This is a genomic window from Sphingopyxis sp. L1A2A (assembly GCF_005502465.1).
Classification (GTDB): Bacteria; Pseudomonadota; Alphaproteobacteria; order Sphingomonadales; family Sphingomonadaceae; genus Sphingopyxis.
Genome location: NZ_SCOT01000008.1, coordinates 100,134 through 113,662, shown reverse-complemented (window position 1 = coordinate 113,662; position 13,529 = coordinate 100,134). Strand labels below are relative to the sequence as shown.

Here is a 13,529-nt window from a genome sequence, read left to right as displayed (position 1 = left end):
GGCCTCTTTCACTCACTTTGCCGCGCAGCGCGGCGGCGATCGGGGAGCCCCTAGCATGGCGACAAGGCAGCTTCAAACGCCGATTACCGGGCGCTGGCCCCGCGTCCGGCGGGCGCTGGCCGACACCGTTGAGACGCGGCTCGAGGCCGAGCGCGAGCGGATCGGGCTGTGGTTGCCGGTCACGCTTGGCGCCGGGATTGCGGCGTGGTTCATCCTGCCCGCGGCGGCGCACTGGGTCGGGCTGCTGTTCCTGCTGGCGGGCGGGTTGCTAGGCGGGCTGCTGATCGGCTGGCAAAGCCGGTTCGGCCGCGCCGTCGCGATCGGGTGCGGGGTGACGGCGGCCGGGCTGCTGCTGATCTGGGGGCGGGCGCTGTGGGTGGCGGCGCCGGTGCTCGCGGCGCCGGTCAGCGCCAGCTTTGCGGCGGTTGTCGAGCGCGTCGAGCCGTTGCCGGCCAAGGCGCAGGTGCGGATCATCGCGCGTCCGCAGGCACGCGCCGACCTGCCGCCGCGTATCCGCCTGACGCTGGGCAGCGAACAGGCGGCGGGGCTGGCCGGGGGCGAGACGATCGGTGTGCGGGCGCGGTTGATGCCGCCGCCGACCGCGAGTCTGCCGGGGGGCTATGATTTTGCGCAGCGCGCGTGGTTCGATCGCATCGGCGCGGTCGGCACGGTGCTGGGCGATGTGTCGCGCGCGCCGGGTTCGGGGGTGGCCGCGCCGCCGCTGCGCGCGCGGCTGAGCGCGCATATTCATGGGCAGATCGACGGGTCGGCGGGCGGCATCGCGGCGGCGCTGGTCACCGGCGACCGCGGCGCGATCAGCGAGGCCGACGAGGAGGCCATGCGGCGCAGCGGTCTGGCGCATCTGTTGTCGATCAGCGGGCTGCACGTCACCGCGGTGGTCGGCTTTGCGTTTCTGTTGACGTCGCGCCTGTTCGCGCTGAGCCGCCGGATTGCGTTGGCCGGTTATGTGCTGCCGCTGGCCGCCGCCGCCGGGGCGCTCGCGGGGGGCGCCTACACGTTGCTCGCCGGGGCCGAAGTGCCGACGCTGCGCTCGTTCATCGCCGCGCTGCTGGTGCTGGTGGCGTTTTTGATGGGGCGCGAGGCGCTGACGTTGCGGCTGGTCGCCGCGGGGGCGTTGATCGTGCTGCTGTGGCGGCCCGAATCGCTCGCCGGACCGAGTTTCCAGCTGAGTTTCGCGGCGATCACGGCGATCATCGCGCTCCACGAAAGCCGCCCGATGCGCGCCTTTCTGGCGCGGCGCGACGAGGCGTGGGTGCTCCGGTTCGGCCGCGCGATCGCGGGGCTGCTGGTGACCGGGTTGGTCGTCGAGGTCGCGCTGGCGCCGATCGCGCTGTTCCATTTTCACAAGGCCGGGTTGTACGGGGCGCTCGCCAATGTCGTCGCGATTCCGCTGACCACCTTTGTGATCATGCCGATGGAGGCGCTGGCATTGCTGTTCGATTCGGTCGGGCTCGGCGCGCCCTTTTGGTGGGTGGCCGAACAGGCGCTGAAGGCGTTGATCGCGCTGGCCCATGCGGTCGCCAATGCCCCGGGCGCGGTGGCGACGCTGCCGGTCTTTCCGCCCTGGGGTTTTGGGCTGGCGATATTCGGCGGGCTGTGGCTGCTGCTGTGGCAGACGCGCTGGCGCCGCTGGGGGGCGGTGCCGCTGGTCGTCGGCATGGCCGCGCTGCTCGCCCAGCCGCGTCCCGACATATTGGTGACTGGCGATGGCCGCCATATCGCCGCGGCGATGCCCGATGGCAGCTATGCGCTGCTGCGCGACCGCGCGGGCGATTATATCCGCGATACGCTGTCCGAAGCCGCGGGGATCGATACCCCACTGGCGGCGCTCGCCGATCTCGACCATGTCGAATGTAACCGCGATTTCTGCCGCTGGAGCCAGCGGCAGGGCGCCGATCGCCGCACCATCCTGGCATCGCGCGGCCGCGACAAGATCGAGGGCAGCGATATGGCCGCTGCGTGCGCCGCCGCCGATGTCGTGATCAGCGACCGCTGGCTACCGCGCGAATGTGTCGGTCGCTGGATGACAATCGATCGCGACAGCCTGATCCAGACCGGCGGGCTGGCGCTGTATCTGGGCGAGCGGCCCGCGGCGGTCACCACGCTGCGCGTCGGCGACGCGCATCCGTGGCGGCGGCCGCAGCAGCTTAGTGGTAACGACGAAGCAGTCCCGACAAGCGCCCTTGCACGATGACGCGATCGGCGGGGTAACGCTGCGGCTCATAGGCGCTGTTCGCCGGGTCGAGCCGGATCATCGGGCCTTCGCGGCGGAAATATTTGAGCGTTGCGTCCTGTCCGTCGACGAGCGCGACGACGATGTCGCCCTCGCGCGCGGTGCTGGCTTTCTGGATCAGCGCATAATCGCCGTCGAAAATGCCGGCCTCGACCATCGAGTCGCCCGACACTTCGAGCGCATAATGTTCGCCCGAACCGAGCAGCGCGGCGGGGACGGCGAGGTTGTTATGCTCTTCAAACGCTTCGATCGGTACGCCCGCGGCGATCTTGCCGTGCAGCGGCACCTCGACGATGTCGTTTGCGGCGATCGGCCGTATCGTGGGGGCGGGCTTGCGCAGCGGGACGATATTGTCGCGATCATTGCGCACGGCGGACTTCGCGGCCTCGGGCACCTTGATGACTTCGAGTGCGCGCGCCCTGTTGGGTAAACGGCGAAGAAAACCCCTTTCTTCCAAAGCACTTATGAGGCGGTGTATGCCCGATTTCGATTTCAGTCCCAGTGCCTCCTTCATCTCTTCGAACGACGGCGAAATGCCGCTGGCGTCGAGCTTTTGCTGAATGAAGTGAAGCAGTTCATGCTGCTTTGCGGTCAACATCGATCATCCTCCGTCAGGACCAGAACCGGACATAATGAGAACGATAGTGGAACAGAGCGGAACTTGTCAAGCGATGACGATATAGTCGGCCATCGCCCCCGCCGCGCGGGGTGGCGCGCCGATTTCGCGGATCAGCAATGCGTTGGCCGCGGCGAGCGGCAGGGTCATGCTGCTTTCCTGCCCGATCAGCGGAGTCAGCTGCCCCGCGCTGAACCGGGCGCGCAGATAATCGCGGCGCGTGCCCCCGGCGGCCAACGGCGCGGCCAGCGGCGCCTGATGAACCGCCGGCAGCGGATCGCGCGCCCCGGCGAGGTGGCGGATGAGCGGCAACAGGAACAGGATCGCGGTGACATAGGCCGACGACGGATTGCCGGGCAGCCCGAGCAGGATGGTATCGCCGATTGTGCCCGCAATCAGCGGCTTGCCGGGACGCATCGCGATCTTCCAGAAATCGATCCGGCCACCGGCGTCTGCGAGCGCGCCGCGGACGTGATCGTGATCGCCAACCGAGGCGCCGCCAACGGTGACGATGACATCATGACGTCGCGCCAACTCCTTCAAAACCTTGGCAAGTGTAGCACGGTCGTCGCGGGCATGATGCGGCAGGCTGACCTCGGCAGGCTCGCCCGCGAGCATCGCCGTCAGCATCGGACTGTTGCTGTCGGGGATTTGTCCTGCCGTCAGGGAGCGCCCCGCCTGGACGAGTTCGTCGCCGGTGGTGAGGATCGCGACGCGCGGGCGGCGCCCGACCGCAAGCTGACCGGCGCCGCTCATTGCCGCGGCGGCAATAGCGCCGGGCGTCAGGCGGGTGCCCGCGGGCAACAGGCGATCGCCGGCGGCGAAATCGGCGGCGCGGGCGCGGATATGGCGGCCGTGCGCGCCGGGGCCGTCGCCGGTCATCGTCAGCGCGGCGCCATCGATCGCGACATCCTCCTGAACGATCACGGTGTCGGCGCCGTCGGGAAGCATCGCGCCGGTAAAGATCCGCATCGCCTGGCCCGCGCCCACCGCGCGATCGGGCGCGGCGCCCGCAGCGCTTTCGCCGATGACGGTCCAAGGCCCGGGCAGGTCGACGAACCGAATTGCATAGCCGTCCATCGCCGACAAGGGCGCCGCGGGCTGGTCGCGCTGCGCGATAACATCGTCTGAAATATAGCAGCCAAAGCATTCGGAAAAGGCGATTTTGTTGGAAGGCAACGCCCCCTGCAGCGCCAGTAAGCGGGCCTGTGCATCCTCGACCGGCAGCAGCGCCGCCATCAGGCGCGCCAGTCGCCCGAACGGCCGCCACTCTTTTCGAGCAAACGGATGTCGCCGAGCACCATCGCGCGATCGAGCGCCTTGGCCATGTCGTAGAGGGTAAGCAGCGCGACCGACGCGGCGGTCAGCGCCTCCATCTCGACCCCGGTCGGACCATTGGTCGCGGCGGTCGCGCGGACCGAAATGCCATCGGCTTCCCATTCAAAGTCGATGCCGACCTTGGTCAGCGCCAGCGGATGGCAGAGTGGGATGAGGTCGGCGGTGCGTTTGGCGGCCATGATGCCCGCGATCCGCGCGGTCGACAGCACATCGCCCTTGGGCACGTTGCCGCCGCGAATTGCGTCCAACGCGGCCGCCGACATGGTGATCCGCCCGCCCGCGACCGCGCGACGCTGGGTCGCGGGCTTGGCGCCGACATCGACCATCGACGCAGCCCCGGTTTCGTCGAGGTGCGTCGGGCGGGTCATGCGACTTTGCCTGTCAGTAGCGCCCTGGTTGCCGCCGTGACGTCAGCCTGTCGCATCAGGCTTTCCCCGACGAGGAAGGTGCGGACGCCGCTTTGCGCCAGTTTTTCGCAGTCGGCATGGCGCGTTATGCCGCTCTCGCCGACCAGCAACGTCCCCGGCGGGACGAGTTTGGCGAGGCGTTCGGTCACCCCAAGATCGGTCTCGAACGTGCGCAGATCGCGGTTGTTGACGCCGATCAGGCGCGATTTGAGCTGGGTCAGCGCGCGGTCGAGTTCGGCTTCGTCGTGGACCTCGACGAGGACATCCATGCCGCGGTCGGTCGCCGCCGCCTCGATCTCGCGCATCGCGCCGTCGGTCAGCGCGGCGACGATGATCAGGATCGCGTCGGCGCCGATGGCGCGGGCTTCGGCGACCTGCCAGGGGTCGATCATGAAATCCTTGCGCAGCGCGGGCAGGGGGCAGGCGGCGCGCGCGGCGACGAGATAATCCTCATGGCCCTGAAAATACGGCGCATCGGTCAGCACTGACAGGCAGGCGGCGCCCCCCGCGGCGTAGGCGCGGGCGTGATCGGCGGGATCGAAGTCGTTGCGGATCAACCCCTTGGATGGCGATGCCTTCTTGATCTCGGCGATCAGGGCATAGCCGCCCGCGTCGATTTTCGCCTGCAAGGCGGCGTAAAATCCGCGCACCGGGCCGGCGTCGATCGCGTCGAGGTCGGTGAACGAGCGCAGCGCGCGGCGCGCGGCGACCTCTTCGGCTTTGGTGGCGAGGATTTGGGTTAGTTTGTTCATTTCGGGCTCAACATCATCGTCATTGCGAGCGTAGCGAAGCAATCTCCAGCTAGCGATCTTGATGGACGAAAGCTGGAGTTTGCCGCGTCGCCTCCGGCTCCTCGCAATGACGTGGAACGCGCGGCGCTCATTTATAGGCGATCCAGCAGTTGAGCAGCGCGTTGGCGAGCCCCTTGTCGATCGCTTCGGCGGCGTCCTCGACCCCTGCGGTCAGCGTTTCAGCGGCGCCCGCGATGACGAGCGCCTCGGCGGCATTGTACAAAACTGCGTCGCGGTAGGCGCCGGGGGCGCCCTGCAGCAGTTCGCGCAGCGCCTTGGCGTTGTCGGCAGCGTCGCCGCCGCGGATCGCGGAAATGGGATGGGTGGGCAGCCCGGCGTCGCTCGCCTGGCTGCGCTGCATGAACACCCCCTCGGCGTTGACCACCGCGACCTCGTTGCCGCCCGCGAGCGAGAGTTCGTCGATGCCTTCGTCGCCCGACACGACGCGCGAATGATCAGTGCCCAGCCGGTGCAGCGCCTCGGCATAGACGGGGACATAGCCGGGGCGCGCGATGCCGATCAGCTGGCGGGTGACGCGCGCCGGGTTGGCGAGCGGTCCCATCAGGTTGAAGATGGTGCGGCGGGCGAGGCGGGTGCGGATCGGCTGGATGCGCTTCATCGCCGGATGATGGTTGGCGGCGAAGAGAAAGCAGATACCAAGATCGGCGAGCGTCGCTTCGGCAAGTCGCCCGGCGCGCTCCATGTCGAGGCCGAGGACTTCGAGCGTGTCGGCGGCGCCGGATTTTGAGGAGGCAGCCCGATTTCCGTGCTTTGCGACGGGAACCTCACATGCCGCGACGACAATGGCGACGGCGGTCGAGACGTTGAGGGTGTGATGGCCGTCGCCGCCGGTGCCGCACACATCGATCGCGCCGACCGGGGCGTCGATGGGGATCAGCCGGTCGCGCAGCGCCTGCGCCGCGGCGGCGATTTCGACCATGGTTTCGCCGCGATCGGACAGCGCGATGAGAAACTCGGCAATCTCATCCTCGCTGGTTCGCGCGTCGAGGATATCGGCAAACGCCTGCGCCGCCTCGTCATGGTCGAGCAGATGCGCGGGATCGGGGAGCGGGCCGAAACGGTTCATGCGGCCTGGCGCGCGCCGACTGACAGGCCCGCGGCGGTCATGAAATTGGCCAGCATCGCATGGCCATGCTCGGTCGCGATGCTTTCGGGATGGAATTGGACGCCATGGATCGGCAGCTCGACGTGACGGAACCCCATGACCGCGCCGTCGTCGCTGGTCGCGTTGATGATCAGGCAATCCGGAATGTCGACGACTTCGAGGCTGTGGTAGCGCGTCGCCTGAAACGGCGAGGGCAGGCCGGCGTACAGCCCGCTGCCGTCGTGGCACACCGGCGAGGTTTTGCCGTGCATCAAATGGCCGCGCTGGACGGTGCCGCCGAAATGCTGGCCGATCGCCTGATGACCAAGGCAGACACCGAGCAGCGGGCGCCGGGCTGCGGCGCAGGCGGCGACCAGGTCGAGGCTGATCCCGGCCTCGTTCGGGGTGCAGGGGCCGGGCGAGATCAGGATCGCATCGGCGCCGGTCGCCAGCGCCTCGGCGGCGGTCAGCGCATCATTGCGCTCGACGCGCACGTCGGCGCCTAGCTCGATCAGATAATGAACGAGGTTGAAGGTGAAGCTGTCATAATTGTCGATGACGAGGATCATGGGGGTCGCCGTAACGATTTTGCGCGAAAGGGGGAAGGGATAGAAGCTATTCGAGAAGCAAACTCACCTTCGTCATTCCCGCGAAAGCGGGAACCCAGTTGCCACGCCGGCTCGCTGGGCTCCCGCTTTCGCGGGAATGACGATGGCGGTTCTATTGCGCCATCAGCTTTGCCAGATCGGCTTTCCAGAATTTCGCCCAGGTGTGGGTGCTGTGGCCCTTGGTTTCCGGGCTTGCGGGGATGAGAATGAATTTCGTTGTCGGCATCCGTGCTGCCGCCTTTTCGGTGATGCCATAGGCGGGCGGGTTGATGAAATCGTCGGCCGAGTTGATCCACAAGGTCGGGACATCGATCTTTTCGAGCAGTGGCCACGGATTATAGGTTCGCGAGCTATCGAGTTGATAAATAGTGTCATTGGCATCGTTGCGACCGAACATACGGGCAAAGGCCTCGTCCTTATAGGCCTCGGCGGCGGCGCGGGTCGGATATTGTGCCTGTAGCGCATAGGGGTTGGCGCCCGCGATCAGCGTCAGCGATGCCGCGGTGCGCAGCCCGCCGCGCGGCGGATCGGTGTAATTGCCGTCCTGCCACAGCGGGTCGGCCTTGATCGCGTCGATCGTCAGCGTCCGCCACATGCGGTTTTGCCCCGCGATCTCGACCGGCAGGCAGGCGAAGGGGGCGAGCTTTTCGGCAAAGCCGGGGCGGGTGGTGCCCCAGACAAAGGCGTGCATGCAGCCCATCGAGGTGCCGAGGATCAGCTTGAGTTTATGCACCCCCAGCTTTTCGGTGAGCATCCGGTGCTGCGCGCTGACCATGTCGTCATAGTCATATTTCGGGAATTTCATCCGCAGGCCATCGCTCGGCTTCGACGAGCCGCCATGGCCGATATTGTCGGGCAGGATGATGTAATATTTCGCGGTGTCGAGCAGCTGGCCGGGGCCGAACAGCTCGCTGGCAAATTGCGGCTGAAAGAACTGCTTGCCGGTGCCGCCGGTGCCGTGGAGGATCATCACGGCGTTGGTGACATGGCCCTTTTTGTCGCGCTGTGGGGTGCCGAGCGTGGTGTAGTGCAGCTTGAGCTCGGGCAGTTTTTCGCCGCTGGCGAAGGCAAAATCCTTTAGGATGGCGTCGCCTTCGACGGCGCCCGCAGGGGTTTGAGCGTGGGCGGGAAGGCTGGCGAGCAGCAGGGCGAGCGGGGCGAGGATTTTGTGCATGGCGGGACGCTAGCGGACGTCCCGATCAGGTCAAGCTATTGCCCATATCCTGGCGTTCCCGCCAGCCGCACCGCTTCGCGCGCGGCGGCGAACAGCGCGCCGGCCTTGGCCTCGCATTCGCGCTGTTCATAGGCGGGGTCGCTGTCGGCGACGATGCCCGCCCCCGCCTGCACATGCATTTCGCCATCCTTGACGATCGCGGTGCGCAGCACGATGCAGCTGTCCATGTTGCCGTCGGGGGCGAAATAGCCGACGCCGCCCGCATAAGGCCCGCGCGCGTCGGCCTCGAGCTCGGCGATGATCTGGCAGGCGCGGACTTTCGGGGCGCCGCTGACGGTGCCCGCGGGGAAGCCCGCGAACAGCGCGTCGATCGCGTCCTTGTCGGGGGCGATGCGGCCGACCACGTTCGACACGATGTGCATGACGTGGCTGTAAAATTCGACCGTGTAGCTGTCGGTGACGGCGACGCTGCCGCCCACCGCGGCGCGCCCCACGTCGTTGCGGCCAAGGTCGAGCAACATCAGATGTTCGGCGCGTTCCTTGGGGTCGGCGAGCAGGCTTTCACGATTCTCGACATCCTCGGCGCTGGTGCGGCCGCGCGGGCGGGTGCCGGCGATGGGCCGGATCGTGATTTCGCCGTCGCGCACACGCACCAGGATTTCGGGCGACGAGCCGATCAGCGCAAAGCCAGGCAGGTCGAGGAAATACAGAAAGGGCGACGGGTTGATGCGGCGCAGCGCGCGGTAGAGATCGAACGGCGGCAAGTCGAAGGGGGTCGAGAAACGCTGCGACAGCACGACCTGAAAAATGTCGCCCGCGGCGATATAATCCTTGGCGGCGGCAACCATCGCGGCGAACTGCGCGGGGGTGGTTGCGGCGTGCGGTCCGATGTCGGCGGGCAGCGCGGCGGTGGCGGCGCGGTCGGCGTGGGCGCTGACGCTCGACAGGCGCGCGGCGATGGTTTCGACCCGGTCCTGCGCCGCCTCGATCATCCGGTCGATCGCGCCGCTCGCGTCGGGCCAGATTGGCGCGATCAGGAACAATTCGTCCGTCAGGCGGTCGAAGACAAGGATCGTCGTCGGGCGCACGAAGATCATGTCGGGCAGACCAAGCCCGGTTCCCGGCGCGCGCGGGATGCGCTCGACCAGGCCGATCGTTTCATAGGCGAAGAAGCCGACGAGCGTCGCGAGCGCCTTGGGCAAGCCCTCCGGCACGTCGAAGCGGCATTCGGCGACAAGGTCGCGCAGCGCCTGGAGCGCGGGGGCGGCCAGCGGCGCGAAAGCATCGCGGTTGCGGCGCCAGTCGCGGTTGATCCGCGCCGCATCGCCAGTGACCTCGAACATCAGGTCAGGGTCGAGCCCGATCAGGCTGTAGCGCCCGCGCGTTTCGCCGCTTTCGACCGATTCGAGCACCCAGTCGCCGCGTCCCGGCTCGATCAGCTTGAGCGCTGCCGACACCGGGGTTTCGACATCGGCGATCAGCCGCTGCCACACGACCGCGCCGCGCCCCTGGGCCAGCGCCTCGAGCGCGGCTGCTCTGCCTTCGAGGCTCACCCCTATTCGGCGACCGGCGCGGTGCCGGTGAGTTCTTTGCGCAGCTGGTCGACGAGTTCCTTGTTGATCGTCACCCCGGCGCGGCGCTTGGCTTCACCGGCGAGCTGTTCGATCAGCTCGTTGCCAAAGGCGGGGGCGAGCGGCTGGGCGATGCCGGCGACGCGCGCCGGGTCGATCGATTTGGGATCGGGGCGCTGGACGTCGGCGAGCGCGATCACCATCCACCCGCGATTGCCGGGGATTTCGAGCGTCTTGACGCTGTCCTTGGCCATCGAAAAGAGCAGCGCGAGTTCGGGCGGAACCGGCTTGCCGCCAGCGCCAAGTTCGGCGCGGCGACCACCGATCGTCTGGACGTTGCCAATGTTCGGCCCCGCCGCCGCGACGGCGTCGGGCAGGCTCTTGCCACCCTCGACCGCCTTGACGATGGCGCGCGCCTTGTCGCGGGCGATCTTTTGCCCCTGCGCGAACCGCCAGTCGGTCAGCAGGTCGGCGCGGATCTGCGCGAAGGGCGGCGGCGCGGCGGCGACGATCGATTTCACCGCATAGACGGCGAATTTTTCGTTCTCAACCAACGTCGCGAGCTGGCCTTCGCCCTCCGATCCGCCCTGGAATGCCTGGCCGACCAGCGGGGCGAGTTCGGGCGCCAGAGTGAAGCCGGGCTGACCGGGAACGCGGCCGCTGGGCAGCAACGCCGGCGTCGTCGCCAGCGTGAGCTTGCGGTCGGTGGTAATTTCTTCGATCGACGCGCCGCTGTTCACCGCATCCTGAATCGCATTGTAATAATCGACGATCGCCTCATTCGCCTTGTTCTTGGCAAGTTCGGTGCGAATTTCGGCGCTGGCGTCGGCAAGGCCGCGCGCCGGACGCGTCGTGACATCCTCGACCCGCGCCACGCTCCAGCCAAGGCCGGTCTGGATCGGGCCGATCAGGTCGCCGCGCTTGGCGGCAAAGGCGGCCTTGGCGGCGGCGGCGGTGCTGGTTGCGGCATAGGCCGATTGGGTGAGGTCGCCGGTCGTCGACGCCGACAGGCCGGCAGCCTGCGCCGCGGCGGTCAGCGCGGTCCCGCCGCGTACCTTGGCGGCAAGCGCATTCGCCGTCGCCCGATCGGGAACGATCACCTGGGCGAAACGGCGCGTTTCACTGGCGGTGAACTGGCTGGCATTGTCCTTGTAGACCTTGGCGATTTCGGCGTCGGTGACCGCCGGGACCGGCACCGCGGCGCGGTCGAACACGGCATATTGGATCACGCGCCGTTCGGGCACCGTGAACTTCGCGGCATTTTGGGTCAGATAGGTCTTGAGCGCCGCGTCCCCCGGATCGGCGGTGGGCGCGAACGGGCTGGACGGAATGAAGGTGGCCTGGCCGCGGCGCTGTTCGAGCAGCAGCGCCGCATAGGGTTGCGCCATGCCCTGTCCGATGCGCGGCATGGTCGCGATCGGCGCCGCGATCTGTTCGATCAGCAGCTGTTGGCGCAAGTCGCGGCGCAACTGCGCCTCGGTCATGCCATTTTCGCGCAGGAACGCCTCAAAGCGGGTCTGGTCGAAGCTGCCCGACACCCCGGCAAAGGCGGGGATGTCGGCGATGCGGCCGTCGATCAGCCGTTTGCTGACGCCAAAACCCATTTCGGTGGCGAACTGGTCAAAGGCCAGCCCTTCGACCAGCTGGTCGAGCACCTGGTCGAGCCCGCCCGATTCGACGAAAGCCGCCATTGTCATCCCGGGCTGGTTCTGGCGCGCTTGATTATAGGCCAGGCGAACGCGATCGCGCAGCTCGCCGACGCCGATTTCCTCGTTGCCGACTTTGGCGACATTGGCGCCGCCGATCCCGCCAAAGGTGGAATTGCCGGTGACGTCGCCGAGTGCGAAGGCGACACCGACGAGCGCAACGAACGCCAGCGCAAGGAACTTGCCGATCGTCGAGGAAAACATGCGGCGGATGGCGGTGATCATGGAACGGGCGGTCTTTCGGCGGGGCGCGGGGATGCGCGGTCGGGCGATGCTTTAGAGGCGCGGCGGCACGGCATCAAGGCGCGAAACAGGCTTTTCGTCGCCGTCCGACACGGCTTGCCTATCGCCCCCGCCCCCCGCTAGGGCACCGACATCGTTCGAACAACGGGAGAGGCAGGGCAATGGCACGGCGCAAATATGTGGTCGGCAACTGGAAAATGAACGGTCTGTCGGCGGCGATCGGCGATGCGCAGGCGATTTTTGCGGCGGCGGGGGAGCATCCCGGCGTCGATGTTGCGCTGTGCCCGCCGTTCACGCTGATCGGTGCGATGGTCGCGGCGGCGCCGGGTGCGGCCATCGGCGGGCAGGATTGTCATCATGCCGCGTCGGGCGCCTTTACCGGATCGGTCGCGGCGGCGATGCTGGCCGATGCCGGCGCGCGGCTGGTCATCGTCGGGCATAGCGAGCGGCGCGAAGGGTGCGGCGAGGGCGATGCCGATGTCCGCGCCAAGGCCGAGGCGGGCCTTTCCGCCGGGCTGTCGGTCATATTGTGCGTCGGCGAACCCCGCGAAATCCGCGAATCGGGCGGCGCAATCGACTATGTGCTGGCGCAGATTGCGGGGTCGGTGCCGGGCGATTTTGCCGCCGACCGGCTGGCGATCGCCTATGAGCCGATCTGGGCGATCGGCACCGGGCTGGTGCCGACGGTCGCCGATGTCGCGGCGATGCACGGCGCGATCCGCGGCGCGCTGGCGGCGCGCTTTGGCGGCGCGGCGGACGACATGCGGATCCTGTACGGCGGGTCGGTCAATGGCGATAACGCCGCCGAACTGCTGGATGCAAGCGACGTCGATGGCGCGCTGGTCGGCGGTGCCAGTCTGACCGCGGCGAAATTTGTGCCGATTGTGGCGGCGGCCGCGGCGTTGGGGTGAAACGGGATATGTCCTCCCCCTTTGATGGGGGAGGCAGTGAGACTTGCCAGCTTGCTGGCTTAGTCGCAGCGGAGGGGCTGCGGCCTCGGTCCGAGAGGACAGCGCAAGGACGCACCATCACCCCCATCCAACTTCGCCTAATCGCTTCGCGATAAGGCGTCGTATCCTTCCCCCATCGAGGGGGAAGGCTGGCGCGGCGGCCATGCGGCCTGTCCTTACGGCTTGAAGCCAAGCCGCTTCGTCTCTATGTGCGCCGCGGGCGTGGTCCGTGTGAGGCAGCGCAAGTTCGGGAAAATATGATGTCCAGCCTTTTCACCTTCATTCTCGTCCTGCAGGCGCTTGTTGCCGCGGCGATGATCGGCGTCATTTTGATGCAGAAGTCCGAAGGTGGCGGTTTGGGCGTTGGCGGCAGCCCCGCGGGCTTGCTCTCGGCGCGCGGTGCGGCGGACTTTATGACCCGGGCGACCACCGTTCTCGCGACGCTGTTTGTCGGCCTGTCGATCGTTCTTGCGGCGATGGCATCGGTTGGCCGCGGCGGTTCGACGATCGACACCTCGCTGTCGAAAACCGCGCAGACGAGCGGCGCCGCGCCGGCGTCGTCGCTGACCGGTCCGGCGCAGCCCGCGCAGGGCGGTCAAGCGCCCGCGGCCGCAGCGCCCGTCCCCGCAAGCGACGATCCGCTCGCGGCAGCGGCCGCCGCCGCAACGCAGGACGCCGCTCCGACCCCGGCGCAGGCACCCGCCAAGCAATAAGCATCGGCCCCGGCCGATACAGCAGCCCGCGCGGCGGAAATAAATTCCGCCGT

Annotated in this window: 12 protein-coding genes; 3 read left to right on the top strand and 9 right to left on the bottom strand. The window is 67.7% G+C overall.

Annotation, left to right across the window (positions count from 1 at the left end):
- The first annotated feature begins 55 nt into the window (after positions 1 to 55).
- A complete protein-coding gene (locus FFS68_RS07680) occupies positions 56 to 2,215 on the top strand; it encodes a ComEC/Rec2 family competence protein (RefSeq protein ID WP_137752589.1) in 2,160 nt (719 codons plus the stop codon).
- Here FFS68_RS07680 and lexA read toward each other — a convergent pair.
- From lexA to FFS68_RS07635, 9 genes are all read right to left on the bottom strand, one after another.
- A complete protein-coding gene (gene lexA / locus FFS68_RS07675) occupies positions 2,169 to 2,852 on the bottom strand; it encodes a transcriptional repressor LexA (protein ID WP_137752588.1) in 684 nt (227 codons plus the stop codon). The genes FFS68_RS07680 and lexA overlap by 47 nt on opposite strands.
- A 66-nt stretch (positions 2,853 to 2,918) precedes the next feature.
- Entirely contained in the window at positions 2,919 to 4,109 is a 1,191-nt protein-coding gene (glp, locus tag FFS68_RS07670) for a gephyrin-like molybdotransferase Glp (protein ID WP_137752587.1), read from the bottom strand.
- On the bottom strand, positions 4,109 to 4,576 hold the full coding sequence (moaC, locus tag FFS68_RS07665) for a cyclic pyranopterin monophosphate synthase MoaC (RefSeq protein ID WP_137752586.1): 468 nt from the start codon (positions 4,574 to 4,576) through the stop codon (positions 4,109 to 4,111). The genes glp and moaC overlap by 1 nt, the downstream gene beginning before the upstream one ends.
- Positions 4,573 to 5,367: an indole-3-glycerol phosphate synthase TrpC gene (gene trpC, locus FFS68_RS07660; protein WP_137752585.1), complete on the bottom strand. Its 795-nt coding sequence runs from the start codon at positions 5,365 to 5,367 to the stop codon at positions 4,573 to 4,575. The genes moaC and trpC overlap by 4 nt, the downstream gene beginning before the upstream one ends.
- A 127-nt stretch (positions 5,368 to 5,494) precedes the next feature.
- Positions 5,495 to 6,493 (bottom strand): anthranilate phosphoribosyltransferase, encoded by a 999-nt coding sequence (gene trpD, locus FFS68_RS07655; protein ID WP_137752584.1) that lies wholly within the window; start codon positions 6,491 to 6,493, stop codon positions 5,495 to 5,497.
- Entirely contained in the window at positions 6,490 to 7,080 is a 591-nt protein-coding gene (locus FFS68_RS07650; protein ID WP_137752583.1) for an aminodeoxychorismate/anthranilate synthase component II, read from the bottom strand. Before FFS68_RS07650 ends, trpD begins: the two co-directional genes overlap by 4 nt.
- A 151-nt stretch (positions 7,081 to 7,231) precedes the next feature.
- A complete protein-coding gene (locus FFS68_RS07645) occupies positions 7,232 to 8,293 on the bottom strand; it encodes an alpha/beta fold hydrolase (RefSeq protein ID WP_137752582.1) in 1,062 nt (353 codons plus the stop codon).
- 35 nt (positions 8,294 to 8,328) lie between these two features.
- Positions 8,329 to 9,846 carry an anthranilate synthase component I gene (gene trpE / locus FFS68_RS07640; protein ID WP_137752581.1) on the bottom strand — a complete coding sequence of 506 codons (1,518 nt, stop codon included), beginning with the start codon at positions 9,844 to 9,846 and terminating at the stop codon, positions 8,329 to 8,331.
- Positions 9,847 to 9,848: 2 nt separating this feature from the next.
- Positions 9,849 to 11,795, bottom strand: coding sequence for a peptidylprolyl isomerase (locus FFS68_RS07635; protein WP_137752580.1), 1,947 nt, complete (start codon positions 11,793 to 11,795; stop codon positions 9,849 to 9,851).
- A 179-nt stretch (positions 11,796 to 11,974) separates the two neighbouring features.
- Between FFS68_RS07635 and tpiA the strand changes: the two genes are divergently transcribed.
- Together tpiA and secG are read left to right on the top strand one after the other, a co-directional pair.
- Positions 11,975 to 12,724, top strand: a complete 750-nt coding sequence (tpiA, locus tag FFS68_RS07630) for a triose-phosphate isomerase (RefSeq protein ID WP_137752579.1) — start codon at positions 11,975 to 11,977, stop codon at positions 12,722 to 12,724.
- Positions 12,725 to 13,020: 296 nt separating this feature from the next.
- Positions 13,021 to 13,476: a preprotein translocase subunit SecG gene (secG, locus tag FFS68_RS07625; protein WP_137752578.1), complete on the top strand. Its 456-nt coding sequence runs from the start codon at positions 13,021 to 13,023 to the stop codon at positions 13,474 to 13,476.
- The last annotated feature ends 53 nt before the right edge of the window (positions 13,477 to 13,529 follow it).

What these genes read in the sequence shown, in the direction of transcription:
- FFS68_RS07680 (WP_137752589.1), top strand. Translation starts at nt 56, where the DNA reads ATGGCGACAAGGCAGCTTCAAACGCCGATTACCGGGCGCTGGCCCCGC.
- lexA (WP_137752588.1), bottom strand. Translation starts at nt 2,852, where the DNA reads ATGTTGACCGCAAAGCAGCATGAACTGCTTCACTTCATTCAGCAAAAG.
- glp (WP_137752587.1), bottom strand. Translation starts at nt 4,109, where the DNA reads ATGGCGGCGCTGCTGCCGGTCGAGGATGCACAGGCCCGCTTACTGGCG.
- moaC (WP_137752586.1), bottom strand. Translation starts at nt 4,576, where the DNA reads ATGACCCGCCCGACGCACCTCGACGAAACCGGGGCTGCGTCGATGGTC.
- trpC (WP_137752585.1), bottom strand. Translation starts at nt 5,367, where the DNA reads ATGAACAAACTAACCCAAATCCTCGCCACCAAAGCCGAAGAGGTCGCC.
- trpD (WP_137752584.1), bottom strand. Translation starts at nt 6,493, where the DNA reads ATGAACCGTTTCGGCCCGCTCCCCGATCCCGCGCATCTGCTCGACCAT.
- FFS68_RS07650 (WP_137752583.1), bottom strand. Translation starts at nt 7,080, where the DNA reads ATGATCCTCGTCATCGACAATTATGACAGCTTCACCTTCAACCTCGTT.
- FFS68_RS07645 (WP_137752582.1), bottom strand. Translation starts at nt 8,293, where the DNA reads ATGCACAAAATCCTCGCCCCGCTCGCCCTGCTGCTCGCCAGCCTTCCC.
- FFS68_RS07635 (WP_137752580.1), bottom strand. Translation starts at nt 11,795, where the DNA reads ATGATCACCGCCATCCGCCGCATGTTTTCCTCGACGATCGGCAAGTTC.
- tpiA (WP_137752579.1), top strand. Translation starts at nt 11,975, where the DNA reads ATGGCACGGCGCAAATATGTGGTCGGCAACTGGAAAATGAACGGTCTG.
- secG (WP_137752578.1), top strand. Translation starts at nt 13,021, where the DNA reads ATGATGTCCAGCCTTTTCACCTTCATTCTCGTCCTGCAGGCGCTTGTT.